This is a genomic window from Amycolatopsis benzoatilytica AK 16/65, assembly GCF_000383915.1.
Classification (GTDB): Bacteria; Actinomycetota; Actinomycetes; order Mycobacteriales; family Pseudonocardiaceae; genus Amycolatopsis; species Amycolatopsis benzoatilytica.
In genome coordinates this window covers 8567464-8592229 of the sequence record NZ_KB912942.1, presented here as the reverse complement: position 1 = coordinate 8592229, position 24766 = coordinate 8567464, and the positions used below count along the sequence as shown (strand labels likewise).

General features: G+C 68.9%; 17 protein-coding genes and 1 pseudogene. 6 read left to right on the top strand and 12 right to left on the bottom strand.

What is annotated here, in order from left to right; translation table 11 throughout:
• Window positions 1-47 precede the first annotated feature (47 nt).
• Genes AMYBE_RS0140185 through AMYBE_RS0140175 form a run of 3 tightly spaced genes read right to left on the bottom strand, consistent with a single transcriptional unit; the run spans window position 48 to window position 3799 of the window.
• Window positions 48-467 (bottom strand): DUF3761 domain-containing protein, encoded by a 420-nt coding sequence (locus AMYBE_RS0140185; protein ID WP_020665066.1) that lies wholly within the window; start codon window positions 465-467, stop codon window positions 48-50.
• Between the two features lie 57 nt (window positions 468-524).
• Entirely contained in the window at window positions 525-971 is a 447-nt protein-coding gene (locus AMYBE_RS0140180) for an SRPBCC family protein (RefSeq protein WP_020665065.1), read from the bottom strand.
• A 14-nt stretch (window positions 972-985) separates the two neighbouring features.
• On the bottom strand, window positions 986-3799 hold the full coding sequence (locus AMYBE_RS0140175) for an ABC transporter substrate-binding protein (RefSeq protein ID WP_020665064.1): 2814 nt from the start codon (window positions 3797-3799) through the stop codon (window positions 986-988).
• A gap of 356 nt (window positions 3800-4155) precedes the next feature.
• On the opposite strand from AMYBE_RS0140175, the gene AMYBE_RS0140170 reads away from it, so the two are divergent.
• Window positions 4156-5559 carry a hypothetical protein gene (locus AMYBE_RS0140170; protein WP_020665063.1) on the top strand — a complete coding sequence of 468 codons (1404 nt, stop codon included), beginning with the start codon at window positions 4156-4158 and terminating at the stop codon, window positions 5557-5559.
• Window positions 5560-5790: 231 nt separating this feature from the next.
• Here AMYBE_RS0140170 and AMYBE_RS0140165 read toward each other — a convergent pair whose 3' ends face one another.
• Window positions 5791-7962 carry a 3-hydroxyacyl-CoA dehydrogenase NAD-binding domain-containing protein gene (locus AMYBE_RS0140165; protein ID WP_020665062.1) on the bottom strand — a complete coding sequence of 724 codons (2172 nt, stop codon included), beginning with the start codon at window positions 7960-7962 and terminating at the stop codon, window positions 5791-5793.
• An 8-nt stretch (window positions 7963-7970) separates the two neighbouring features.
• A complete protein-coding gene (locus AMYBE_RS0140160) occupies window positions 7971-9182 on the bottom strand; it encodes an acetyl-CoA C-acetyltransferase (protein ID WP_020665061.1) in 1212 nt (403 codons plus the stop codon).
• Between the two features lie 159 nt (window positions 9183-9341).
• Between AMYBE_RS0140160 and AMYBE_RS0140155 the strand changes: the two genes are divergently transcribed.
• The 5 genes from AMYBE_RS0140155 to AMYBE_RS0140130 all read left to right on the top strand — a co-directional run bounded on the left by AMYBE_RS0140155 (window position 9342) and on the right by AMYBE_RS0140130 (window position 16463).
• The gene (locus AMYBE_RS0140155; protein ID WP_020665060.1) at window positions 9342-10523 is read left to right on the top strand and encodes a TetR/AcrR family transcriptional regulator; all 1182 of its coding nucleotides are present in this window, start codon (window positions 9342-9344) and stop codon (window positions 10521-10523) included.
• 184 nt (window positions 10524-10707) lie between these two features.
• Entirely contained in the window at window positions 10708-11898 is a 1191-nt protein-coding gene (locus AMYBE_RS0140150; protein WP_027928535.1) for a low temperature requirement protein A, read from the top strand.
• A gap of 97 nt (window positions 11899-11995) precedes the next feature.
• The gene (locus AMYBE_RS0140145) at window positions 11996-13291 is read left to right on the top strand and encodes an acyl-CoA dehydrogenase family protein (RefSeq protein WP_020665058.1); all 1296 of its coding nucleotides are present in this window, start codon (window positions 11996-11998) and stop codon (window positions 13289-13291) included.
• 70 nt (window positions 13292-13361) lie between these two features.
• Window positions 13362-14573, top strand: a complete 1212-nt coding sequence (locus AMYBE_RS0140140) for an acyl-CoA dehydrogenase family protein (RefSeq protein WP_020665057.1) — start codon at window positions 13362-13364, stop codon at window positions 14571-14573.
• Window positions 14574-15011: 438 nt separating this feature from the next.
• A complete protein-coding gene (locus AMYBE_RS0140130; protein ID WP_020665055.1) occupies window positions 15012-16463 on the top strand; it encodes an alpha/beta hydrolase in 1452 nt (483 codons plus the stop codon).
• Window positions 16464-16584: 121 nt separating this feature from the next.
• Here AMYBE_RS0140130 and AMYBE_RS0140125 read toward each other — a convergent pair whose 3' ends face one another.
• The 7 genes and pseudogenes from AMYBE_RS0140125 to AMYBE_RS0140095 all read right to left on the bottom strand — a co-directional run bounded on the left by AMYBE_RS0140125 (window position 16585) and on the right by AMYBE_RS0140095 (window position 24692).
• A complete protein-coding gene (locus tag AMYBE_RS0140125; RefSeq protein ID WP_020665054.1) occupies window positions 16585-17643 on the bottom strand; it encodes an alpha/beta fold hydrolase in 1059 nt (352 codons plus the stop codon).
• A 103-nt stretch (window positions 17644-17746) separates the two neighbouring features.
• Window positions 17747-18622, bottom strand: coding sequence for an SDR family oxidoreductase (locus AMYBE_RS0140120; RefSeq protein ID WP_020665053.1), 876 nt, complete (start codon window positions 18620-18622; stop codon window positions 17747-17749).
• Between the two features lie 60 nt (window positions 18623-18682).
• A complete protein-coding gene (locus AMYBE_RS45580; protein WP_027928558.1) occupies window positions 18683-19192 on the bottom strand; it encodes a GNAT family N-acetyltransferase in 510 nt (169 codons plus the stop codon).
• Window positions 19193-19228: 36 nt separating this feature from the next.
• A pseudogene (locus AMYBE_RS45575) lies at window positions 19229-19792 on the bottom strand (M24 family metallopeptidase); the annotation flags it as partial.
• Between the two features lie 126 nt (window positions 19793-19918).
• Window positions 19919-21076, bottom strand: coding sequence for an acyl-CoA dehydrogenase family protein (locus AMYBE_RS0140105; protein WP_020665052.1), 1158 nt, complete (start codon window positions 21074-21076; stop codon window positions 19919-19921).
• Window positions 21073-23058 (bottom strand): acetyl/propionyl/methylcrotonyl-CoA carboxylase subunit alpha, encoded by a 1986-nt coding sequence (locus tag AMYBE_RS0140100; protein ID WP_027928534.1) that lies wholly within the window; start codon window positions 23056-23058, stop codon window positions 21073-21075. Before AMYBE_RS0140100 ends, AMYBE_RS0140105 begins: the two co-directional genes overlap by 4 nt.
• Window positions 23059-23078: 20 nt before the next feature.
• Complete coding sequence (locus AMYBE_RS0140095) at window positions 23079-24692, bottom strand: carboxyl transferase domain-containing protein (protein WP_020665050.1); 1614 nt, start codon at window positions 24690-24692, stop codon at window positions 23079-23081.
• Window positions 24693-24766: the final 74 nt, after the last annotated feature.

Sequence of the window (24766 nt, the reverse complement as noted above, 5' to 3'; positions counted from 1 at the left end):
CGTGATCGATCCGACTCAACGCGATGGTCCGTTCGGCGCAATGAAGATCAGAGCCATTGCCGCACGCCGCCGTGGCGCGAGCAGGTGCCGGATCGGTGCTGGCTGTAGCTGTAGCTGCCGTCCTCGCAGAGCGCGGTCGCACCGGACGGATTCGAGGACGGGTCGTGGACGCAGTTACCGGAGGAGTTGCGGTAGTAGCCGGAACCGCAGGCAGCCGGGTCGGCAGCCTGCGTCGGCGGGGAGGGAACGACCGGCGTCGTGGTCGATGGCGCGTCCTGGCTGCTCAGCGCGGGACTGGTGTCCGGGGTGGCGGTTTCCGGCGCGGTGCTCGAGGTCGTCGGAGCGCCCGGTGAGTACTGGGTCGTCGTACTGTTCGGCACCGCCGGCGACCGGTCCCCGGCGGGCACCGCGCCGCATCCGGCCACCAGCACGCCCGCGGCCAGTGCAAAGCCCCATTTCCGCAGCATCCCCAACCTCCTCGCGTCGCGGGCAATGCGAGAAGGTCGCCGAACCGCCGGGAACTGTTACGCGCGACGCGCGATCTTTCGCAGCAGCATCCGCATCCCGATCACGTGTCCGCCCGTGCCGACCACGAGCAGCCGGTATCCGCCGCCGGTCAGGCCGGGGAACACAGCCCGGCTCTCCGCGCGGATCAGCGTCTCCCCGCCGCGGGATTCGAGCCGGAAGGCCAGCTGGTACTCGGAGAACAGATGCCGGCCGGCCAGAACGAGCCGCTCCGGCGGATCGGCGGCCAGCACCCGGAAACCGGGGATGGTAGCGCCCACGACGAGCGGTCCCGAGCCGCTGGCTTTCCAGTCCGCGCACCGAACCGCCCACGCGTAAGCCGTCGCGAGCCGGCCGGCGGACATCCCGGCGACCGTCTCCGTCAGGGCCCGCCAGGCGGTTTCCGCATCCGCGGGCACGGTAATGCGATGCTCGTCCAGCACCGGCAACTGAGCTTCGGCCGTCATTCTCCTACCGTGCCTCAACTGTCCGCCGGACACCACTGGTCCGACTGCCGGACGATCGTCTTGCCGCAGAACCCCTGCAGGGCGGGCACTACCTCGCCGCCTTGGACCTGAAGGACCGCCACCGGTTTTTCCTGCGGGACGTGCCGGCCGATGTCGCCGCCGTAGTCGATCGCGCCGCTGGCTCCTTCGATGTACTTGTTGGTCTGGTTGACGTCCGGGCGCGACGTGTGGATCGCGGTGATCTCGCGCCAGACGGCGCCCGGCGTCACGGGGACCTTCGACGACGTCTCCCGCAGGTATGCGGTGGCGGTGATCATCACCAAGGCGGCGTCGTACGACAACGCGGCATGGCCGTCGAAGGACCGGCCTCTCACGGTGCGCTCGAAGTCGAACTTGGCGTTGAGCGTCGCGTAGAAGTCCCGGGCGGGTCCCTTCGCGGTGGTGACCGGTTGGCTCGCCAGCGCGAGGTAGTAGTACGGCAGCGCCCGATTACGTTCTCGCGCAACGGTATCCGCGACATAACGGGAGACGTCATCGTCCCCGATGAGGGTCGCGGCGCTCCCGCATTGCGCCGCACCGGCAAGGAACGCGCCGAAGTCCGGGACTCCGCGGCCGGCGAAGAAAGCGATTCCGTCGTAGGAACAAGTGTCGCGGCCAGCGGCGCTCGCGTTGCCGACCTCGCGGTCGCCGTAGTGCTGGTGCGCGGGACGGTCCACCTGTCCCTCGTCTGGAACGAACGCGCGCGCTTCGACGGCGAAATGCTTCTCGCCAAACGACTTCAGCAGATCGTCGCGGAGGTTCAAGCTGTAGTAGTCGGTGGCGTCGTCGGAGTAGTAGACGCGAACGGCGCGCGGGCCCGGCCGTTGCGCGAAGAACGAGGCGGCCACCGCGGCCTCGCGCCGGTTCTGCGGCGCGACCTGGAAGTAGATCGGATTCTGGTCGGCGAGCTGATCGGCGCTGAGCGTCGCGGCGACCACCGGGATGCCGGCGTCGCCGAGCGCGCGGATCGTCTCCGAGGTCGGCTCGCTGCTCATGTCGAGACCGACCACGCCGACCAGCGTCGGGTCCTGCTTCGCCAGGTCGAGCAGGGTCTTCGCGACGTCGGCGCCGTGCCGCATCCCCTTGCCGCCGTTGGCGATCAGCACCCGCATGATCGGTTCGGCCGTCGCGGTCGCGTCGAGCTGCCGCGACTGCGCTACGGCGAACCCTTCCAGCGACTCCCGTTCCGCGGTGAGCCCTTCCGGCGTGCCGTTGGACGAGGTCAGCGCTTCCAGGTCGACCAGCGTGATGTAGGGCCGGTCCGGCTGCTGTGCGTGCAGGTCCGCGGCTTGCTGGTTCTGCACCGCGATCGTGCCTTCGACCTGGTGGATCGTTCCTTCCGGATCAGCCGGGCTGAACAGCGGGTAGCTGCCGTCGGAGACGCCGATGCACTCCTTGTCGGCCTCGACCCAGGTCAACCACTGGCTGGACGTGCCGCAATGGCTGTCCCGGAAATCGGAGTAGCGCAGCCCGCCGACTCCGGCGACCGAGACGAGCAACAGCGCGGGCAGCCCGGCCCGCAGCCAGCGCGTCGCCCACAGCGGCATCCGGCCGCCGGAGCGCTCGTAGCTGTCGCCGAGCGCCAGAACCCGTTTGCGCACCTCGGCTTTCTCGGTCTCGGTCTGCGGAGCGTCGAGGCCGATCGGCAGGTACCAGGCGGTCGGGCGGCGAGCGCGCCGGTCCGCGCTGAGCATGTTCTGCCACACCCGGTACGCGCTGGCGGACTCGCCCGCGTGGTACTTCGGCCGGTCCACGCTCGGCGCCGCGTCCGGCGGCGGCGCCTGGCTCGCGCTGACCACCAGCAGCGGATCGAAGAGTCCGACCTGGTTGCGGACGTCGTTGATCAGCTCCAGCAGCCGGTAGCCGCCGTTGGCGGTGCTGACCTCGTCGAGCAGCAGCACCGGATAGGTCATCCGGTGCCGGCGCCAGAACTGCCAGGGACGCAGCAGGTAGTCGCGCCGCAAGTCTTCCAGGAACGCGTTGACCAGCAGCCGCGCGACGAACTCCGGCGATTCCTTCTGCCACTCGCCGTCGGTGAGCCGCAACGCGAACCGCACGAAACTGCCGGACATCTCAGGCGCGAGATGCGGCTGGCGGAGGAACCACCGGTACCGCCCGGAAAGCCCCGGCACGCGCCCGGTGACCGCGATCCGGAAGGTGACGATCGTCAGCCACCGCAAAAGCAACAGCGGAAACCGCCAGGTCGGATGCTGTGGCACCAGCTCTCGGCTGACGTTGTCCAGCGCAGAGCGGAACCGGGTCAGCAGGCCGTTTTCCTGCAGCTCGCGCAGCAGGGTGCGCTCGGGATCGGTGTCGTCGTCGGGGAACTTGCGTGCCATGAGCTGGTCGACCAGCGTGAACAGCGGGAAGCGCAAGCGGCTTTCCCGGGTGCGCCCGCTGTGCACGAGTGCGTTGCGGACGCGCCAGAGAATGTCCCGGACCGCCTCGACGCTCGCGGTCGTGGCGTCTCCCGGCGCGTCGGTGTCCGGACTGTCCGCGAGGGACAGGCGGACCGATCGCACGCTGCCGGCCGGTTTGGCGTTCTGCAGCCGGACGGAGAGCTCCTCGAGCACCCCTTCGCGCGCATCGCCGACCAGACAGACCATCGGCAGCCCGCGCCGCCCAGTCCGCTCGCGGTGATAGCCGGAACGCCATTCGCCGTCGTCGCGCAAGTCCCGCGGCCGATCGCCGATCCGGGGGCGCTGGTAAAGCGCGCCGACGAGTTTGACAAGCCGGTCCGCACCCGCGAACGCAAGCGGCTCCGTCGCGGGGGCGGTGGTTTGGTCCATGCTCCAGTTTCCCACGCCGCAACCCGGAGCGATCCCGCAATTGTGCCGACACGGCAAGGATTCTCGTGCGAACCGGGGGGGCGCGCGGCCGTTCGGGGGTGCGGGTTGAGCTGATCGGGGCAGTCGCGATTGCGGTGGGTCAGCGGGGAGGTGTCGGGCGAGCTACACAGTTAGTCCGGCGACGATGCGAATTACGTATTGTTCTTGGGTTTCGAGTAAGCGATTGCGCGTCGTGGGCAGCGGCACGTGGGCGGATCGTGGTTTTGTCGGGGCATTTCGTGATCACCGCGATCGGCGGCTGACAGCGGCGAGTCGCTTCGGGTGTGGTGGAGGGCGGATGCCGACTAGGGGTGAGCATGAACGACAAACCGAGTGCGCAGTTCCAGGCTGCCTATGCCGAGCTGACCAAGCGACCGTCGATCGCGGTCTCGTCGAGCCGCGCGATGGCAGGGGACGTCCGGCAGCTAGAAAAGGCCGACGCGGAGAGGGCCCGCAAAGAGGAACGAGATTTTGAGCGAGTGCCGACGCTGGACGAGGTCCGGCTTCACCCACACGGCTTCCGTCGGACGCCGTGGGCGGTGTTGCAGGCTTATGCTCGGGCGACCGCACTGTCCAGCCAAAGCCCGTCGCGGGGGCTCGCTCACCACTGGAACTGCCTGCGCTATCTCGCCACGCTGTGTTCGAACAACGGCAAACTAGCCCGGTCAGAAGACGGAACCGATGCCAGATGGCACGTCAAGACCGCTCAGTCCGCCGACGTCGGCATCGCAATCGGGTTGCTCGCCGCACAGGAATCACTGGCACGGCAGCACCCCGGTTACCTCTTCCAAGCACTCGACGCGGATCTGGTGCTGGACGCCGGATGGGCGCTTCGCGCGCCTCGTCCGAAGGGAACCGAGAAGCCAGCGTCCGACCGGCCAGGGTACTTCTTGATCGGCCGGAAAGCCGGCGCCCCGCTGCGAGTCGTCGCGGCTGACTTCCGCGGACTGCACAACACTGCCGCCTACCAGCGCAAACAGCTGTACCGGTCGGCGACGAGGTTCCACCGGCTGGGCTTCGGTAACGAAGGCCTGCAGATGCCTAGCATCGCGGCCTCGACTACGCTCTCCGGCCCGGCCGGAGTAGAGGTGTTTCTTCTCGGCCACGAGGCTGACTTCAACCTTGCCGTCCCGAGCCACCCTTTGCCCACGCTCATCGAGCCACCTCGGGAAGAGGTCTTCTCCCCGTTCATCAAGACAGTGAACGACAACGGCGACGCGGAAAACCGGCTCGGCTTCCATCTGGTCGAGGAAAGGTACGACTGGTTCGCTCAGGTACTCGTCCGAGCGTCAGCCGCGATGTTGCTGGCGTTCGCCGGAGATCGGACCAGTGCAGCACGACACCTCACCAAGCGACAGGGCATCCGTGTCGGCAAACAGGACGACGAGCACGATATGCCCGACGCCCGCTGCGACGTCAAGGTGGAGCTGGGCGGAACCGACCTCGTCGGGACTGATCACGTCTTCCGCTTCCGGGGAGAACGGGTCGAAGTGTTCTCTGGCCTGCCCGAGCCGCTCTATGCCGTGCTGTGCAAAGGCGCAGGATCCCCAGACTACGAAACAACTGTCCGAGACGTCCGCGCGCGCTGGAACGAAACGAAAGCCCAGAAGGCATGGCAGGGAATCATCGCTATGGACGAGGACGGTGCGGTCATGGGCTTGCGTTGCCTCAGCGATCAGAACTCTGTCCAGCTCAAGCCCATCACCGACGACAAGGAATGAAAACGGGGCCGCCCCGGGAAGTCCCCGGAGCGTCCCCGCCCGGAACCCAGCTCTTAGCGTGTGTCTTGCGTGGTGATTGGTCGCTCGCGGGTGCGAGGGCCGTGAAAGGCCCCTTGCGGGAATCTAAGTCCCGCAAGGGGCCCTTCACGGACAGGCTCGGAGGTCAGTCGCGTGGCGCAGTGCTGACGCGCCGGATGCGGACTCCGCAACCTCACCACATGAGACCGGCTCTTACTCGTAGATCTCGCCCTTGGCGGCCTTCTCCACCAGCGACTGCGGCGGCTCGAAGTGGCTGCCGTACCGGGCCGCCAGCTCCCGTGCCCGGTCCACAAAGCCCTGCAGACCGCCCGCGTACTGGTTGATGTACTGGATCACGCCACCGGTCCACGCCGGGAACCCGATGCCGAAGATCGACCCGATGTTCGCGTCCGCGACCGAGGTCAGCACGCCCTCGTCGAAGCACTTCACGGTTTCCAGCGCCTCGGCGAAGAGCATCCGCTCCTTGAGGTCCTCGAACGGCACTTCCGCCGTACCGGAACCAAAAGCGTCGCGCAGGCCTGGCCACAGACCGGTGCGCTTGCCGTTCTCGTCGTACTCGTAGAAGCCCGCCCCGGTGGACCGGCCCTTGCGGTCGTACTTGTCCAGCATCGTGTCGATGACGGCCTCGGACGCGTGCGCGGTCCAAGTTCCGCCCGCGGCCTCGACCGCGGCGCGCGTTTCGGCGCGGATCTTGCGCGGCAGCGTCAGGGTCAGCTCGTCCATCAGCTGCAGCGGCGGGGCCGGGTAACCGGCCTGCGAACCCGCCTGCTCGATCGACGCCGGCTCGACGCCCTCGCCCAGCGCGGCCACGGCCTCGTTGATGAAGGTGCCGATGACCCGCGAGGTGAAGAAGCCGCGGCTGTCGTTGACGACGATCGGGGTCTTGCGGATCTGCAGCGTGTAGTCGAAGACCTTGGCCAGCGTGGCCGGCGAGGTCTTCTCGCCGCAGATGATCTCGACCAGCGGCATCTTGTCGACCGGCGAGAAGAAGTGGATCCCGATGAAGTCCTCGGTGCGCTGGACGCCCTCGGCGAGCGTGGTGATCGGCAGCGTCGAGGTGTTGGAGCCCAGCACCGCGTCCGCGTTGACGATGTTCTCGATCTCGCCGAACACCTTGTGCTTCAGCTCGACGCTCTCGAACACGGCCTCGATCACGAAGTCGACGCCCGCGAAATCGGCCGGGTCAGCGGTCGGCTTGATCCGGGCCAGCAGCGCGTCCGACTTCTCCTGCGTGGTCTTGCCGCGCGAGAGAGCCTTCTCCTCCAGCTTGGCCGCGTAGCCCTTGCCGCGATCGGCCGCCTCCTGCGAGACGTCCTTCAGCACCACGTCGATGCCCGCCTTCGCGGACACGTAGGCGATCGCGGCGCCCATCATCCCGGCCCCGAGCACGCCGACCTTCTTGGCGGTGAACTTCTCGAACCCGTCCGGACGCGAACCGCCGGAGTTGATCGTCTGCAGGTCGAAGAAGAACGCCTTGGTCATGTTCTTCGAAACCTGTCCGATGGCCAGGCTCACGAAGTAGCGCGTCTCGACCAGGATCGCGGTGTCGAAGTCCACCTGCGCACCCTCGATCGCGGCCGCGAGAATCGCGCGCGGCGCGGGCATCGGGGCACCCTTGAGCTGCTTGCGCAGGTTCGCCGGGAACGCGGGCAGGTTCGCCGCGAAACTCGGGTTCGACGGGGTGCCGCCCGGGATCTTGTAGCCCTTGACGTCCCACGGCTGCACGCCGCCCTCGGGGTTGGCCTTGATCCACGCCTTCGCGGCGGGCACCAGCTCCTCGACGGTGTCCACCACCTCGTGCACCAGGCCCAGCTCCAGCGCCTTGCGCGGCTTCATCCGCTGGCCCTGCAGCAGCACGTTCAGCAGCGCGCTCTGGATGCCCAGCAGCCGCACGGTGCGGACCACGCCGCCACCGCCGGGCAGCAGGCCCAGGGTGACCTCGGGCAGACCGATCTGGCTGCCCTTGGCGTCGGCCGCGATGCGGTGGTGGGTCGCCAGCGCGAGTTCGAGGCCGCCGCCGAGCGCGGCGCCGTTGATCGCCGACACGACCGGCTTGCCCAGCTGCTCGAGCCGGCGCATCTGGCCCTTCATCGCGGTGCTGGACGCGGTGATCTCGGCCGCGTGCTCCGGCTGGGCCTGGATCAGGTCGCGCAGGTCGCCGCCGGCGAAGAAGGTCTTCTTCGCCGAGGTCAGCACGACACCGGTGATGTCGTCCTTCTCCGCTTCGAGCCGGTCCACGGTCGCCGCGAGCGATGCGCGGAAGGCCGAGTTCATCGTGTTGGCGGACTGGTCCGGGTCGTCCAGGGTCAGCGTGACGATGCCGTCCGCGTCCTTGTCCCAGCGGATGGTCTTGCTCTCGGTCATCTCGATCCTCACACCCGCTCGATGATGGTCGCGACGCCCATGCCGCCGCCGATGCACAGGGTCACCAGGGCACGGCGCGCCTGGCGGCGTTCCAGCTCGTCGACCACGGTGCCGACCAGCATCGCGCCGGTGGCGCCGAGCGGGTGGCCCATCGCGATCGCGCCGCCGTTGACGTTCAGCTTCTCGTCCGGGATGTTCAGGTCCTTCTGCCACTTCAGCACGACGGACGCGAACGCCTCGTTGAGCTCCCACAGGTCGATGTCGTCCGGGGTCAGCCCGGCGGTCTTCAGCACCTTTTCGGTGGCCGGCGTAGGACCGGTCAGCATGATGGTCGGCTCCGAGCCGATCGAGGCGGTGGCGACGATGCGCGCCCGCGGCGTGAGGCCGAAGGTCTTGCCCGCCTGCTCGCTGCCGACCAGCACGATCGCCGAACCGTCGACGATGCCCGAGGAGTTGCCGCCGGTGTGCACGTGGTCGATCTTCTCGACCTGATGGTACTTCTGGAGCGCGACGGCGTCGAAGCCGCCCATCTCGCCGATCATCGTGAAGGCAGGCTTGAGCTTGCCCAGCCCCTCCACCGTGGACCCCGGGCGGCGGTGCTCGTCGTGGTCCAGGATGGTGACGCCGTTCATGTCCTTCACCGGCACCACGGACTTCGCGAAGTAGCCGCCGGACCAGGCCGCCTCGGCCTTGTCCTGGGAGCGGACCGCGAACGCGTCGACGTCCTCGCGGGAGAAGCCCTCCATCGTCGCGATCAGGTCCGCGCCGATGCCCTGCGGGGCGATGTAGTGGTCGTAGGCGGTGGCCGGGTCCATGAACAGCGCGCCGCCGTCCGAACCCATCGGCACCCGCGACATCGACTCGACGCCGCCCGCGATGATCAGCTGGTCCCAGCCGGAGCGGACCTTCTGCGCCGCGATGTTCGTGGCCTCCAGCCCGGACGCGCAGAACCGGTTGAGCTGCACGCCCGCGACGGTCTCCGGCAGACCGGCCACCAGCGCCGCGGTACGCGCGATGTCCGCGCCCTGCTCGCCCACCGGGGATACGACGCCGAGCACGATGTCGTCGATCGCCTTCGGGTCGAGGTTCGGGTGGCGGACCTTCAGTTCCTGGATGAGGCCGACCACCAGGTCGACCGGCTTGGTGCCGTGCAGGGCACCGCCCTTGTTCTTGCCCCGGGGCGTGCGCAACGCCTCGTAGATGTAGGCCTCGCTACTCACTGAACACTCCTCCGCGAAGCGGCGTGGTTGGACACTGCGATGTATCTCGCCGCCGACTATACCGGCCAGTAGGTGCTAATCGCCATTAACTTAAGCCCGATGAACCCCAAGGTGTCAATGGGTTGCTCTTGTTTCATGAGGCGCTATGGTCGGTTCACCATGAGTACGCCTCCCGCTCGCGGCACGCGACCACGCGACCGCAAGGCCCAGCTCGCCGCCGTCGCGGCCGAGCTGTTCCGCACGCGCGGTTTCCACGGCGTCGCCGTCATCGACATCGCCGCCGCGGCCGGCGTCACCGGCCCCGCCCTGTACCGGCATTTCGCCGACAAGCAGGCGATCCTCGCCTACGTGGTGCTGACCGGGATCGACGACATGGAATCGGCCACCGCGGCCGCGCTCGCCGACTCCGCGACTCCGCCGGAACAACTCAACGCTCTGCTCACCCGCCTGGCAACTCAGGCGGTCGAGCGCCGGGAAATCGCCGCGCTGTGGCGCTGGGAGGGCCCGCACCTGCCCCGCGAGCAGCGGCGCGAGATCCGGCATCGCTCCGGCGCGGTGCTCGACGCGTGGACGAAAGCCCTGCTCACGCTGCGCCCGGAGCTGCCCGCGGACGAGGCTGAGCTGCTGTGCTGGGCCGCGTTGTCGGTGTTCGGAAGCGTCGCGGTGCACCACACGTCGGTCGCCCGGAAACGGTTCGTGCCGCTGCTGGTCGAACTGGCTCAGGCGGTGCTCGAAACGTCGCTGCCGCTGCCCGCCGGCCCGGTGCCGCCGGTCACGACCAGCCTCGGCACGCCCTCGCGCCGCGAGCAGGTGCTGACCGCCGCGACCGGGCTTTTCGCCGAACGCGGCTTCCACACGGTGAGCATGGAAGACATCGGCGCGGCGGCCGGGATCGCCGGCCCCAGCGTCTACCGGCACTTCCCCAGCAAGGCCGCGCTGATGGTCGCGATCGGGCACCGCGCCGCCGACCGGCTCGCGCTGGCCGCCGAACAGGCGCTGCAGGCCCCCGACGAACGGTCCGCGTTGGGCCGGCTCGCCGCGTCCTATGTGCACATCCTGCTGCGGACGCCGGAACTGCTGGTGTCGTTCACCGCGGACCGGGTGACCATGCCGGAACGGGACAAGGCGGACTTGCGGCGGGTGCAGCGGGACTACGTCGCCCAGTGGGTTTCGTTGCTGTGCGCGGTGTTTCCGGAGATGCCAGCGCGCGAAGCGAAGATCCGGGTGCATGCGGCGCTGACGATCGCGAACGATCTGAGCCGGACCGGACGAGTCAGGAACCGGCCGCATCTGCAAGCAGAACTGACCGTCTTGCTGCACGCAGTCCTCGGCCTCGGCTGAAGTTCGCACCCCGCTCAACGCCCCAATGCCACATTGGGTGCATGTAACGCACCCAATGCCACATTGGGTGCATCTGACGCACCCAATGTGGCATTGGGGCGCTCTGTCGGACTGGGCGAGACCCGACTGCCACGCTCTCCGCGAAACCGCTTCTGGCCGTCCCCCAGCCGTGCGAATATCTGCCGTGCCCACGAGACGCTTGCATCTGGTCAGCGCGGACGAAGGTCACCGCGTCACGACCCTCGAGCTCTTCTTCGACCTGGTTTTCGTCTACGCCATCACGCAGACGACCGAGCTGATGGCCGGGCACCTGAGCCTGCTCGGCGTCGGCGAGGGACTGCTGGTGCTGATGGTGCTGTGGTGGTCCTGGTGCAGCTACGCCTGGCTCGGCACCACCATCCACGTCGACCACGGCATCGCGCGGCTGGCGATGTTCGGCGCGATGGCGGTGATGTTCCTGGTCGCGCTGTCCGTGCCGCAGGCGTTCACCAACGAGCCCGGCGGACTGGACGGGCCGCTGCTGTTCGTCGCCTGCTACGCGATCGTGCGGCTCCTGCACATCGTCGCGTATCTCGGGGCCGCACGACACGATGCCGAACTGCGCGGGGTGCTGCTGCGGATGCTGCGCGGGCTGCTGCCCAGCCTGGCCATGCTGGCCGGGGCCGGGGTCGTCGGCGGGGTCTGGCAGCCGATTCTGTGGGTGGCCGCGCTGCTGGTCGACTACCTGAACGTGTACTTCTCCGGCCCGGCGGGCTGGCGGCTGCCCTCGCCCGCGCACTTCGCCGAGCGGTTCGGGCTGATCGTGATCATCGCGCTGGGCGAATCGGTGGTGTCGATCGGCATCGGGGTCGGGCACGTGCCGATCACCTGGCTCGTCGCCGGGTCGGCGATCTGCGGGATCGCGCTCGCCGCCGGGATGTGGTGGACCTACTTCGACCTGGTCGCGCACGTCGCCGAGAGCCGGCTGGCCCGCGCTGAAGGGATTGCCCGCACCAAGATCGCCACCGACTCCTACACGTATCTGCACCTGCCGCTGATCGCCGGCATCGTGCTGGTCGCGCTGGGGTTGAAGAAAACTTTCCTCACTCTGTCCGAGGAGGTGCACCACAGCCCGTCGGACGCACTGCACGGCGTGGCGTTGTGGGCGTTGACCGGCGGGCTCGCGCTGTACCTGGTCGCGCTCAGTTCGCTGCGCCGACGCAACCTCGGCACCTGGAACCTGCAGCGACTCGTGCTCGCCGTGCTCCTGCTGGCCCTCACGCCGCTCTTCGACCACCTTCCCGCGGCCCTGACGCTGCTGATTGCCACTGCGACCGTCCTGCTGCTCATCGCGTTCGAACGCACCCGATTCGCGCGCCGTCCGGTCCACGACTGACCCAGGCCTGGCGGATTCGCCGTCTTCGCGCTAACCTACTGGCGAGTAGGTAACGCGAGGGAGACGCTACATGGCTGCGCCAAGGAAACGAGACGCGATGGGCATCGGCCTGGCCGCGCTCACCCGGCTGGCGGGGAGCAAGGCGATCGAGCGCGCCGGGCTGCGCGGGCCGGTGCAGAACCTGGTCAAGGCCGGGACCCGCACCGGTTTCCGCGCCGCGGGAGCGGCTACCCGGTCGTTCACCTCGGTCCAGCGGCTGGGCAAGCCGGCCCGGCTGGCCCCGGCCGGCGATCGCGGGCTGTTCGACCTCACGCCCGACGAGGACCAGCAGCTGATCGTCGAAACGGTCAGCGAGTTCGCCGCCGAGCAGCTGCGGCCGGCCGCCGCGGACGCCGACGAGAAGCTCGCCGCTCCGGAAGGCTTGCTGAGCCGTGCGGCCGAGCTGGGCATCAGCCTGGTCGGCATCCCCGAGGAGCTGGGCGGTGCCGGCACCGAACGGTCCGTCGTCACGAACGCGCTGGTCGCGGAAGCGCTCGCGCACGGCGACCTCGGACTGGCGGTGGCCGTACTGGCCCCGTCCGCGGTGAGCACCGCGCTCGTCGCCTGGGGCGACGAGCAGCAGCAGGCCGACTACGTGCCCGCGTTCACCGGCGACCAGGTCCCGGCCGCGGCGCTCGCGCTGTTGGAGCGCACGCCGCTGTTCGATCCGTTCAAGCCCGCCACCAAGGCGAAGCGCACCCCGAAGGGCTACCAGCTCGACGGTGTGAAGTCGCTCGTTCCGCGCGCGGCGGAGGCCGAGCTGTTCATCGTGTCGGCGGACCTGGAGGGACGCGGACCGGCGTTGTTCCTGGTCGAATCGTCGAGCGCGGGCGTGACCGTCGAGTCCGAGCCCGCGATGGGCCTGCGCGGCGCCGCGACCGGCAAACTGCACCTGGAGAAGGTCGCGCTGCCCGCTGGCGCGCTGCTCGGCGGCGGCAAGGCGGACGTTTTCACCGAGGTCGTACGGCTTTCCCGCCTCGGCTGGGCCGCGCTCGCGGCAGGCGTCGGCAAGGCCGTGCTGGACTACGTGGTGCCGTACGTGAACGAGCGCACCGCGTTCGGCGAGCCGATCAGCCACCGGCAGGCAGTCGCGTTCTCGGTGGCGGACATCGCGATCGAGCTGGAGGGCCTGCGCCTGGTGATGTTGCGCGCCGCTTCGCGCGCAGAACAAGGCAAGGAGTACGCGCGAGAGGCCGCGCTGGCCCGGAAGCTCGCGACGGACAAGGGAATGCAGATCGGCAACGCCGGTGTGCAGCTGCTCGGCGGGCACGGGTTCGTGAAGGAGCATCCGGTGGAGCGCTGGTACCGCGATCTGCGGGCGATCGGCGTGATGGAAGGCGCCGTCCTCCTCTGATCCCGCGTCGGCGGCGGCACCGGTTGTCACTGGCTTCGCCGCTCACGACTCTCGCTGCGAAAGGCAACTCATGATCAACCTGGAAGCTCCGAAGAAGGCCGGCGCGCTGATCAACCAGGCGTACCAGGCCGCGGCCGAGGTGTTCCGGCCGATTTCGCGCAAGTACGACCGCGCGGAACACACCTACCCGACCGAACTGGACATGTTCGCCGCCCTGCTGGACGGCCTCAACTCCTCTGGCGAGGGCGGCGCGGGCGCGGCGGGCGTCCGCCGGTCCGGAAAGGACGACGCCGGCAAGGGGAATCGCAACGGTACCAACCTGAACGTGGTGCTCGGCACGATCGAAATGTGCTGGGGCGACGTCGGCTTGCTGCTGTCCATGCCGCGGCAGGGCCTCGGCAACGCGGCCATCGGCTCGGTCGCGACCGACGAACAGCTGGAACGGTTCAAGGGCCTGTGGGCCGCGATGGCGATCACCGAACCGGGCTGCGGTTCGGACTCCGCCGCGATCACCACCACGGCCACGGTGGACGGTGACGATTACCTCCTGAACGGGGAAAAGATCTTCGTGACGTCCGGCCAGCGCGCCGATGCCGTGGTGGTCTGGGCGACGCTGGACCGGTCGAAGGGCCGCGCCGCGATCAAATCGTTCGTGGTGGAGAAGGGAACGCCCGGCTTCGAGGTCGTGCGGGTCGAGCACAAGCTGGGCATCCGCGCGTCGGACACCGCGGTGCTGCGCTTCGAGAACTGCCGGGTCCCGAAGGAAAACCTGCTGGGCACCCCGGAAATCGACACCGCCAAGGGCTTCGCCGGGGTCATGCAGACCTTCGACAACACCCGTCCGCTGGTGGCCGCGATGGCGGTGGGCCTGGCCCGGGCCGCGCTGGACGAGACCCGCCGGATCCTCACCGAAGCCGGCGTGCCGATCGACTACGACCGGCCGAGCCTGACGCAGCACGCCGCGGCCGCGACGTTCCTGCAGCTGGAGGCTGACTACGAGGCGGCGTATCTGCTGACGCTGGAGTCCGCGTGGATGGCGGACAACCGTCAGCCGAATTCGCTGCAGGCGTCGATGGCGAAGGCCAAGGCCGGTCGCACGGTGGTCGACGTGACGCTGAAGTGCGTCGAGCTCGCCGGAGCTTACGGATACACCGAGGAATCGCTGCTGGAGAAGTGGTCTCGGGACGCCAAGATCTTGGACATCTTCGAGGGCACGCAGCAGATCCAGCAGCTGATCGTGGCCCGGCGCGTGCTCGGGAAGACCAGCGCGCAGCTGAAGTAGTTGTGACGTAACGGAAAGCCGCCCGGCCGCTTGCCCTTCTCGGGGGCGCTGCGACCGGGCGGCTTTCGTGTTGGCGGGGCCGGTTTCATGATCAGGCCGCTTCCAGGCCGTCTCCGGGCTGCCGCTACTCGATCCTGCGCGACGAAGCCGCCCGCACCGTCGCGGCGAACTCGTACACATCTCCCAGCCCGCCGCACCGCGGGCAGACCTTCCGGTCCGGCCCCTTCCCGGATCCCAGGCAATCGGGGCACGTTTTCGGCGGCATCGCGACCTCCATCTGCTCAGCCGCTCTTGTACCTGTCACCAATTGGCTACGCCAGTGACGTCACGTCATCCCGGTCCGGTGACACCACGGCACTGCCCACGGGCCGCGGATCCCGCTGAAATCGGTGTACCTGAATCGACCCGGCGCGAAATGCGCCGACGGAAAGGGAACCGATGCGGAAACCCTTACTAGCCGCTGCTGTCGCGGCGATCGCGGCAGCCACCCTCGCGGTGCCAGCCTCGGCGGCGACCACTGTCGAATGGGGCGCTTGCCCTGCGGACGCGCATCCCGGCCCCGGCCTGCAATGCGCGACGCTGCGAGTCCCGCTCGACTACCGAGACCCCCAGGGCCGGAAGATCGACCTCGCGATTTCCCGTCTGCCCAGCAAGAACCCGGCCAAACGACACGGTGTCCTGCTGACCAATCCCGGCGGCCCGGGCGGCGCGGGACTCAACTACCCGAGCATTCTCACGCTGTCCGGCATCGCTTCCCCGATGCCCCAAGACGTGCGAGACAGCTACGACATCATCGGCTTCGACCCGCGCGGCGTCGGGCACAGCTCGCCGGTCACCTGCGATCTGACGCCGGAGCAGCTGGCGATCGGCAATCTGCCGTACGCGAACAGCCCCGCCGACGTGGTGAAGCAGGCAGCAGTCGCGAAGGCCGAAGCCAAGCAGTGCGCCGACGCCAAGACCGGCTGGATGCTCCCGTACACCACCACCGCGAACACCGCTCGCGACCTGGACCAGATCCGCGAAGCGCTGGGCGAGCAGAAGATCTCCTACCTCGGCGCGTCGTACGGCACCTACCTCGGCGCGGTCTACACGACCATGTTCCCCGAGCGCAGCGACCGGGTCGTGCTCGACAGCAACCTTGGACCTGGCGGCTACGACATCGACGCGATGCACGGTTTCGGCCGCGGCATGGAGGATCGCTTCCCGGACTTCGCGAAGTACGCGGCGGCCCACCCGGACTACCAGCTGGGCACGACTCCGGCCCAGGTCACCGCGAAATTCTACGACTTGGTCGCCCGCCTGGACCGCAAGCCGATCGACGGCCTCACCGGCGGCCTCCTGCGCGGGGCCGCGTTCTCGTTGATCTACAGCGACGATCAGTTCAAGACGCTGGCATCGATGATGCGCGACCTCGACCAGGGCAAGCCTCCCGCCAGCGGAGCACCGCTTCCGCCGAGCGACAACCTCAACGCAGCGCGGTTCGCGGTGATCTGCGGCGATTCGAGCTGGCCGAAATCGGTGCTGAGCTACCAGCTCGACGTGGCCGTGGACCGCGTCCGGTATCCGCTGATCGGTGCGGGCGAGGCGAACATCGCGGCCTGCGCGTACTGGCCCTCCGCGCCGGTCGAGCCGAGGGTGCGGATCAGTGATCGCGGGCCGGCCAACGTCCTGATGGTGCAGAACACCCGCGACCCGGGCACTCCGCTCGCGAATGCGCGCAAGCTCCGTTCGGCATTCGGGGAGCGGGCCCGGATGGTAACCGTCGACCAGGGCGGGCACGGAGCGTACGTCTTCGCGCCGAACACGTGCGGCAATGCTGCGGTGAACGAATTCCTGGCGACCGGGAAACGGCCCGCCGGAGATGTTTTCTGCGCGGCGGAGCAGCACTGACCGACCCTGAACTCCCTGCCCGGCCGCGGACATCGCAGTGATCTCCGCGGCCGGGTGTCCGGGATAGCGGCGCTGCTCGCCGCGGACACGCGGACCTGATCTTTCTCCAAGCCGAACCAGGTCAGCCGCTGATTCGCTCGTCCAGGAATTCGTCCAGGTAACGCCAGGTCGTGCCGCGCGCCCGGCGGCCGGTCAGCACGCCCAGGTGGCCGCCGGGTGCGGTGCGGAACTGAACTTCCGGCGCGTTTTCCAGCAGCTGCACGACGCGTTCCACCGACGCCTGCGGCGCGATGGTGTCGTTTTCGCCCGCCACCACGAGCATCGGCACTTTCACGTCCGCCAGGCTGATCTTGCGGCCGTTCAGGTCGACCGTTCCCTCCGCCAGGTCGTTGGTGCGGAACAGCCGGTGGTACAGCTGGCCGAACGTGCGCCCGGGATAGGCGTACATATTGTCCATGAAGTGGTCCACCGCCTCGATCTGCGCGAGATAGTCGCGGTCGTCGAGGTTCTTCAGGATCGCCAGCGGCTTCGTGATCTCCTTCGAGATCCCGGTCGCACGGAACACCCGGGTGACCAAATAGGACGGTGCGCCGCCGAACGCGCGGTACACCGGGGTGAGCAGGTAGCCGCCGGTGAGGTCCACCAGCGGGCGGAACGGGGCGATGATCGGGATCGCCGTGAAGTCCACCGGAGAGCCGATCGCGGCGATCGACTCGATCGGCAGGTTCGGCTGGTCCGCGCTGACCAGCATGGAGAAGATCCCGCCGAGCGACCAGGACACCAGGTGCACGCCCTGCCCGCCGGCGTCCTCGCTGACCTTCCGGATCGCCCGCGGCAGCACCTCGTCGATCCAGTGCTCGATGCCGAGCCTGCGGTCGGAGAACGCGACCATGCCGTAGTCCACCAGGTAGGTGGGCCGGCCGCCTTCCACCAGATGCTCGATCAGGCTGCAGCCGCGGCGCAGGTCGAAACACAGCGCGGGCGCGGCCAGCGGCGGCACCAGCAGCACCGGCGGGCCGGAGGCCTGCGCCGAGCCGTGCGTCATCCGGTAGACGGACCGGTTGGGTCCCTGGTCGATCAGCACCCGCGGCATCGGCCGGAGGTCGGCGACCCCACCTTGGAACACCTTGCCGACGACGTTCGCCGCCGCGGCGGCCAGCCGGGCCGGTGGGGAAACCATGCAGCGCCTCCTGGAGCTTGTCCGTTGCCCGGCATCTTGCCGTGCGGCGGGGCTCGGCTACAACACGCCACTCCCGCAAGCACCCGGCAAGCGCATGTCCACATCAGACGCTCCCACCAGGCGGGACGGACGGCACGCTGCGGGCCGCCCGGTCCTCGTACTCCGCCCGCTCCGGCGAATGCGCGGCCGACGCGAGCAGCTGGTCGCCGCCCAGGACGCGGACGAGCCATTCTCCGAACGGGCGAGGGAAAAGCCGGGCGATCCGGCCGGTCAGATCGAGCGATTTCGGGACGAACACGTCGAATTTCGGGCGCAGCAAGGCGGTCACGATCGCGGCCCCGACATCGTCCGGCCCCACCGACTTGATGAATCGGGCTTCGGCCACCCCGGCGGCCAGCTCGGTGCGCACGACCGCGGGCATCACGCAGGACACCTCGACGCCGGTGCCGCGCAGCTCCAGCCGGACCGCCTCGGACAACCCGACCACTGCGTGTTTGGTAGCGCAGTACGTGGCAGCACCGGCGAATCCGGACTTTCCGGCCATCGACGCGATGTTGACGATGTGCCCGCTGCCGCGCGGCTTCATCCGTTTGACCGCCTCGCGGGTGCCGTGCACGACCGCGTGCACGTTGATCTCCAGCAGTCGCCGGGTGGCCGCGTCGTCCTCTTGGTCCAGCGGGGAGAGCGGCATGATGCCGGCGTTGTTGATCAGGACGTCGATCGGCCCGATCTGGCGTTCGACCTCGTCCAGGAACGCGGTGAACGCGGCCGTGTCGGTGACGTCCAGCGGTAACGCCACGACGTCCGGACCCAGCTCGCCGGCAGTCTTCTCGGCTCGGACCCGGTCCAGGTCGCCGAGCGCCAACCGTGCGCCGCACCGGTGCAACGCGGCCGCGGTGGCCGCTCCGATGCCTTGCGCGCCGCCGGTCACGACGACGACCTTCCCAGTGAGCTTCCCGGCGAGCGACGGCCTGGCCATGGCGGACTCCTCGGTCTATTGACGTTTCGCCAATATCGTCCGCCCGGCCGGGCCCGGCCGCTATCCCCCAACTCGTTGTTCAAGGACCTGCCCGAGCCACCCGTCGACCGTGAACTGCTCGGTCGGCGTGAAGCCCTGACTCTGGTAGTAGCGAGGCAGATCGCCGTCACCACCGGCCCAGCAGTCGACTCGCACGAGCTCGATCCCGCGCCGTTTCGCCTCGTCCATCGAGTGCCGCAGCAGTCGCGAGCCGACCCGGTGCCCGGCGAACCGGCGGGAGGTGATCAGCAGCCGCACGTAAAGTTCAGGCTCGTCGACCTGCGGGGCGTACGGCATGACCCGCCCGAGGACCAACGCGCCAGCGGGCTTCCCGCCGACTTCCGCCATCCGGAACTCCGGGTCGGCGGCGTACTCGCGCACCCGCTCGACCCGCTTCGGGATCCCGCTCCACGGCTCGGCGCCCCACTGCCCGGCGCTGCCGCGCGCGACCAGCCATTCCACTGCTTCGTCGAAAAACCCCAACAACACGTCCGCGTCACCGGCGGCCCCAGGCCGGATGCTGAACTCCATCACTCCAGGGTAAGGATCTCCGGCCCGTCGGGGGTGATCGCCACCGTGTGCTCCGAATGCGAAGCGACCGTCGTTGGGCAGGAACGGTTCCTCGTGCATCGCCCGGCCGATGCCGTGCCCGCCGTGATCGTCCGGCAGGCCATAGCCGAGCTCCCGGCCATACGAGCCGATCGCGTGCGACAGATCGCCGAGCCGACCGCCCGGCTGGGCGGCCGTGATTCCCCGGACCAGCGCTTCCTCGGTCGCCGCGATCAACGCCAGATCGGCCGGATCCGCTTCGCCGACCACGAAACTGACCGCCGCGTCGCCGTTCCAGCCGTCGAGCAGCGCGCCGCAGTCGATGCTCACCAGGTCGCCGTCGCGCAACCGGGTGCGGTCCGGGATGCCGTGCACGATCGCCGAATTCACGCTGACGCACGCCGAGCCCGGGTGCGGCATCGGTGCCCACTCCGGGTGATAGCCGAGAAACGACGGCTTCGCGCCCGCGTCCCGGATCACTTGTGCCGCCACGTCGTCCAGCTCGGTCAGCCGCACTCCGACGGCCGCCGCCGCGCGTGCCCCGGCCAGCGCCCGCGCCACGACCCGGCCGGCTTCCCGCATCGCCGCGATCTCGGTCGCGGTCTTCAGCTCCACCATGCCGTATAACTATACCGGTATTATTATCCGACACAACGGGTCGAACAGCGCTGCCGGGAAACCGCCCGGACGTCCCGGCAGCGCTGGGTCTCAGGCCCCCACGCCGAGGTGGCGCGCGATGAGCATCTTCTGCACCTCGCTGGTCCCCTCGCCGATCTCCAGGATCTTCGCGTCCCGGTAGAACCGGCTGACCGGGAACTCGTTCATGAAGCCGTAGCCGCCGTAGATCTGCGTCGCGTCGCGGGCGTTGTCCATCGCCGCGTTCGACGCGACCAGCTTCGCGATCGACGCCTCTTTCTTGAACGGCTCGCCGCGCAGCATCTTCGACGCCGCCTGGTAGTAGGCCAACCGGGCGGTGTGCGCGCGGACCTCCATCTCGGCGATCTTGAACTGGATCGCCTGGTACTCGCCGATCCGGTGGCCGAACGCGACCCGGTCCTTCGCGTACTTCAGGCATTCGTCCACGCACCCCTGTGCGAGACCGACGCTCAGCGCCGCGATCGCCACCCGGCCCTCGTCCAAAATGGACAGGAACTGGGCGTAGCCGCGGCCGCGCTTGCCGACCAGGTTCTCGGCGGGCACCCGGACGTCGGTGAAAGACAGCTCGTGGGTGTCCGAGCAGTTCCAGCCGACCTTCGAATACTTCGGGGCCACCGCGAAGCCCGGCGTGCCGGACGGGACGATGATCGCCGAAATCTCCTTGCGGCCGTTCTCCATCACGTCGGTGACCGCGGTGACGGTGACCAGCTTCGTGATGTCGGTGCCGGAGTTCGTGATGAACGCCTTGCTGCCGTTGATCACCCACTCGTCGCCGTCGAGCCGGGCGCGGGTGCGGGTGGCCCCGGCGTCCGAGCCGCCGCCCGGTTCGGTCAGGCCGAACCCGCCGAGCGCTTCGGCGCTGGTCAGCTGCGGCAGCCAGGTTTCCTTCTGCTCCTGGGTGCCGAACCGGTAGATCGGCATCGCACCCAGCGAAACCCCGGCTTCCAGGGTGATCGCGACCGACGAGTCGACCCGCGCCAGTTCCTCCAGCGCGAGGCACAGCGCGAAGTAGTCCCCGCCCATGCCGCCGAATTCCTCCGGGAACGGCAGGCCGAACAAGCCCATCGCGCCCATCTTGGCAACCAGCTCGTACGGGAATTGTTCCTTCTCGTACAGCGGCCCGATCACCGGCGCGACCTCGCTGTGCGCGAAGTCCTCGACCGTCTTGCGAAGCGCTTCGTACTCGTCGTCCAGCCGGAAGTCGATCACTGCTTCTCCTCTGCTGCGCTCACCACGGCGAGCGTCTCGTCCAGCGCGACCTGCTGGCCGACCCGCACGGAAAGCTCGGTCACCACGCCGTCGATCGGCGCGGTCACGGTGTGCTCCATCTTCATCGCCTCGACGACCAGCAGCGGCGTTCCCGCGCTCACCACGTCGCCTTCGGCGGCCTTCACCACCAGCACGGTGCCCGGCATCGGGCTCTTCACCGGGCCGGCGCCGGCTGCTTCGCCGCGCGAAGACAGCGTGACTTCCTGATCCGCGAAGGCAATCGAGCGGCCTTCGCGAGCCAGCCAGACGGTCCGGTCCGGACCGTCCGCGAACCGGTACCGCTCAACTCCGCTGGCCCGGCGCACCTCGAGCAGATCGCCTTCCCGGCGCGCCGATACCCGCACCGGCTCGGCGTCGTCGACGCGCACCGAAGCACCCGACGGGGTGCCTTCGACCCGCACCACGGCCTGGGTTTCGCCGGCACGCAACCGGAAGGTGATCCCGCCCGGCCCGCTGAGCCGCCATCCGCTCGGGACGTCCCACGGGTCCACGATCGCGCCAGTCGGCTGCAGCGAAAGCAGCCGGTCCATCGCCGCCGCGACGAAGAACTCCGCCGGCACTTCCGAGGAGACCAGTTCGGACAGTCGCCGGTCCACCAGTTCGGTGTCCAGTCGCCCGGCGCGGACGTCCTCGTCGGCGAGCAGGCCGCGCAGGAACGCGACGTTCGTGCCGAGGCCGAGCAACGCGGTGTCGGCCAGCGCCCGGTCCAGCTTCTGCAGTGCCGACGCGCGATCCGGGCCGTGCGCGATGATCTTCGCCAGCATCGGGTCGTAGTTCGATCCGACGACCGCGCCCTCGGACATCCACGAGTCCACCCGCACGCCGTCGCCGGAGGGCTCGTGCACGGCCAGCACGGTGCCGCCGGTCGGGATGAACCCGCGTGCCGGGTCCTCCGCGTAGACCCGGGCCTCGACCGCGTGCCCGTCGAGGCGCACGTCGTCCTGGGTCAGCGTGAGCGGCTCCCCGGCCGCCACCCGCACCTGCCAGGACACCAGGTCGAGTCCGGTCACCATTTCCGTGACCGGGTGCTCCACCTGCAGCCGGGTGTTCATCTCCATGAAGAAGAACTCGTCCGGGTTGTGCGCGGACATGATGAACTCGACGGTGCCCGCGCCGACGTACCCGACCGACCGGGCGGCTTCCGCGGCGGCCGCACCCATTTTCGCCCGGGTCTGTTCGTTCAGCAGCACCGACGGCGCTTCCTCGACGATCTTCTGGTGCCGCCGCTGCAGGCTGCACTCGCGTTCGCCCAGATGCAGCACGGTGCCGTGCTGATCGGCCAGCACCTGGATCTCGATGTGCCGCGGCGTCGTGACGAACCGTTCCATCAGCAGCGTGTCGTCGCCGAAGGAGCTCTTCGCCTCGCGACGCGCGGACTCGATCGCCGCGTCCAGTTCGGACTCCGCGTGCACCAGCCGCATGCCCTTGCCGCCGCCGCCCGCGGACGGCTTCAGCAGCAGCGGATACCCGACCTTCGCGGCCGCGGCGGCGAACCCGCCGTCCGGAATGTCCACATCGGACGCACCGGGCACCACCGGGACGCCGGCCGCGGACACCGTGGCCTTCGCCCGGATCTTGTCACCCATCTTGTCGATCGCTTCCGGCGGCGGGCCGATGAACACCAGCCCGGCCTCCGCGCAGGCCCACGCGAACGCGGTGTTCTCGGCGAGGAAGCCGTACCCCGGGTGCACCGCCTGCGCACCGGTTTCCTTGGCGGCAGCGATGATCGCCGGGATCGACAGGTAGCTCTTCGCCGCTTCCGCGGGGCCGAGGCGGACCGCGGTGTCGGCCTCCCGGACGTGCCGGGCGTCGGCGTCCGCGTCGCTGTACACCGCGACCGACCGGATTCCGAGCGCACGCAGCGACCGGATGACGCGGACCGCGATCTCCCCGCGGTTGGCGACCAGAACAGTGTTGAACAAAGAACCCTCAACCATGCCATTCACATCCGGAAGACGCCGTAGTTGACCTCGGGCCAAGGCGCGTTGGCCGCGGCCGACAGCGCGAGGCCGAGCACCGTGCGGGTGTCCGCCGGGTCGATCACGCCGTCGTCCCACAGCCTCGCCGTGGAGTAGTACGGGCTGCCCTGATCCTCGTACTGCTCGCGGATCGGCGCCTTGAACGCTTCTTCATCCTCAGTGGACCATTCGCCGCCGCGGCCTTCGATCGCGTCGCGGCGCACCGTCGAAAGCACCGACGCCGCCTGCTCGCCGCCCATCACGGAAATCCGGGCGTTCGGCCACATCCACAGGAACCTCGGCGAATACGCGCGGCCGCACATGGAGTAGTTGCCCGCGCCGAACGAGCCGCCGATGATCACGGTGAACTTCGGCACCCGCGCGCACGCCACCGCGGTGACCATTTTCGCGCCGTGCTTGGCGATGCCGCCCGCTTCGTAGGCGCGCCCGACCATGAACCCGGTGATGTTCTGCAGGAACACCAGCGGGATCGAGCGCCGGTCGCACAGTTCGATGAAGTGCGCGCCCTTCATCGCGGACTCGGCGAACAGCACGCCGTTGTTCGCGATGATGCCGACCGGGTGACCGTGGATATGCGCGAAGCCGGTGACCAGCGTCGAGCCGTACTCCTTCTTGAACTCCGCGAACCGGCTGCCGTCGACGATCCGCGCGATCACCTCGCGCACGTCGTACGGGGTGCGCGAATCCGTTGGGACCACGCCGTACAGCTCGCGTTCGCTGACCGCCGGCGCCTCGATCGCCTTGACGTCCCACGGCCGCGGCGTGCGCGGGCCGAGTGTGGAGATGATGTCGCGGACGATCCGCAGCGCGTGCGCGTCGTCGTCGGCGAGGTGGTCGGTGACGCCGGAATGGCGCGAGTGCACGTCTCCGCCGCCCAGTTCCTCAGCGGTGACGACCTCGCCGGTCGCGGCCTTCACCAACGGCGGGCCGCCGAGGAAAATGGTGCCCTGATTGCGAACGATGACCGCTTCGTCGCTCATCGCCGGAACGTACGCGCCGCCCGCGGTGCAGGAGCCCAGCACGGCGGCGATCTGCGGAATGCCGCGCGCGGACATGGTGGCCTGGTTGTAGAAGATCCGGCCGAAGTGCTCGCGATCCGGGAAAACCTCGTCCTGGCGTGGCAGGAACGCACCGCCGGAGTCGACCAGGTAGATGCACGGCAGGTTGTTGTGCAGCGCGACTTCCTGCGCCCGAAGGTGCTTCTTGACCGTCATCGGGTAGTAGGTGCCGCCCTTGACGGTCGCGTCGTTCGCGACGATCACGCACTCCCGGCCGGACACCCGCCCGATGCCGGTGATGATGCCCGCGGACGGCGCCTCGTCGTCGTAGAGCCCGTTCGCCGCGAGCGGCGAGAGCTCGAGGAACGGCGACCCCGGGTCGAGCAGCGTGTCCACCCGATCGCGCGGCAGCAACTTGCCGCGTTCCACATGGCGGGCACGGGACTTCTCCGTCCCGCCGAGACGGGCGGCGGCCAGCCGCTTGTGCAGATCCTCCACCAGCGCGCCGTGCGAGGTGACGCTGCTGGCGAAAGCATCGCTGTTCGGATCCGCGGAACTGCGCAGTACCGGCGTGTCCATGACTCTCCGTCGAGACGTTAGCGGTCGTTAACTCGAAGCCTGATGTTAGTGGCCGTTAACCGCCGTGTCCAGCC

Excerpts from the sequence above, each read along its gene's own strand:
- AMYBE_RS0140185 (WP_020665066.1), bottom strand. The coding sequence starts at position 467 with ATGCTGCGGAAATGGGGCTTTGCACTGGCCGCGGGCGTGCTGGTGGCC.
- AMYBE_RS0140180 (WP_020665065.1), bottom strand. The coding sequence starts at position 971 with ATGACGGCCGAAGCTCAGTTGCCGGTGCTGGACGAGCATCGCATTACC.
- AMYBE_RS0140175 (WP_020665064.1), bottom strand. The coding sequence starts at position 3,799 with ATGGACCAAACCACCGCCCCCGCGACGGAGCCGCTTGCGTTCGCGGGT.
- AMYBE_RS0140170 (WP_020665063.1), top strand. The coding sequence starts at position 4,156 with ATGAACGACAAACCGAGTGCGCAGTTCCAGGCTGCCTATGCCGAGCTG.
- AMYBE_RS0140165 (WP_020665062.1), bottom strand. The coding sequence starts at position 7,962 with ATGACCGAGAGCAAGACCATCCGCTGGGACAAGGACGCGGACGGCATC.
- AMYBE_RS0140155 (WP_020665060.1), top strand. The coding sequence starts at position 9,342 with ATGAGTACGCCTCCCGCTCGCGGCACGCGACCACGCGACCGCAAGGCC.
- AMYBE_RS0140145 (WP_020665058.1), top strand. The coding sequence starts at position 11,996 with ATGGGCATCGGCCTGGCCGCGCTCACCCGGCTGGCGGGGAGCAAGGCG.
- AMYBE_RS0140140 (WP_020665057.1), top strand. The coding sequence starts at position 13,362 with ATGATCAACCTGGAAGCTCCGAAGAAGGCCGGCGCGCTGATCAACCAG.
- AMYBE_RS0140130 (WP_020665055.1), top strand. The coding sequence starts at position 15,012 with ATGCGGAAACCCTTACTAGCCGCTGCTGTCGCGGCGATCGCGGCAGCC.
- AMYBE_RS0140125 (WP_020665054.1), bottom strand. The coding sequence starts at position 17,643 with ATGGTTTCCCCACCGGCCCGGCTGGCCGCCGCGGCGGCGAACGTCGTC.
- AMYBE_RS0140120 (WP_020665053.1), bottom strand. The coding sequence starts at position 18,622 with ATGGCCAGGCCGTCGCTCGCCGGGAAGCTCACTGGGAAGGTCGTCGTC.
- AMYBE_RS45580 (WP_027928558.1), bottom strand. The coding sequence starts at position 19,192 with ATGGAGTTCAGCATCCGGCCTGGGGCCGCCGGTGACGCGGACGTGTTG.
- AMYBE_RS0140095 (WP_020665050.1), bottom strand. The coding sequence starts at position 24,692 with ATGGACACGCCGGTACTGCGCAGTTCCGCGGATCCGAACAGCGATGCT.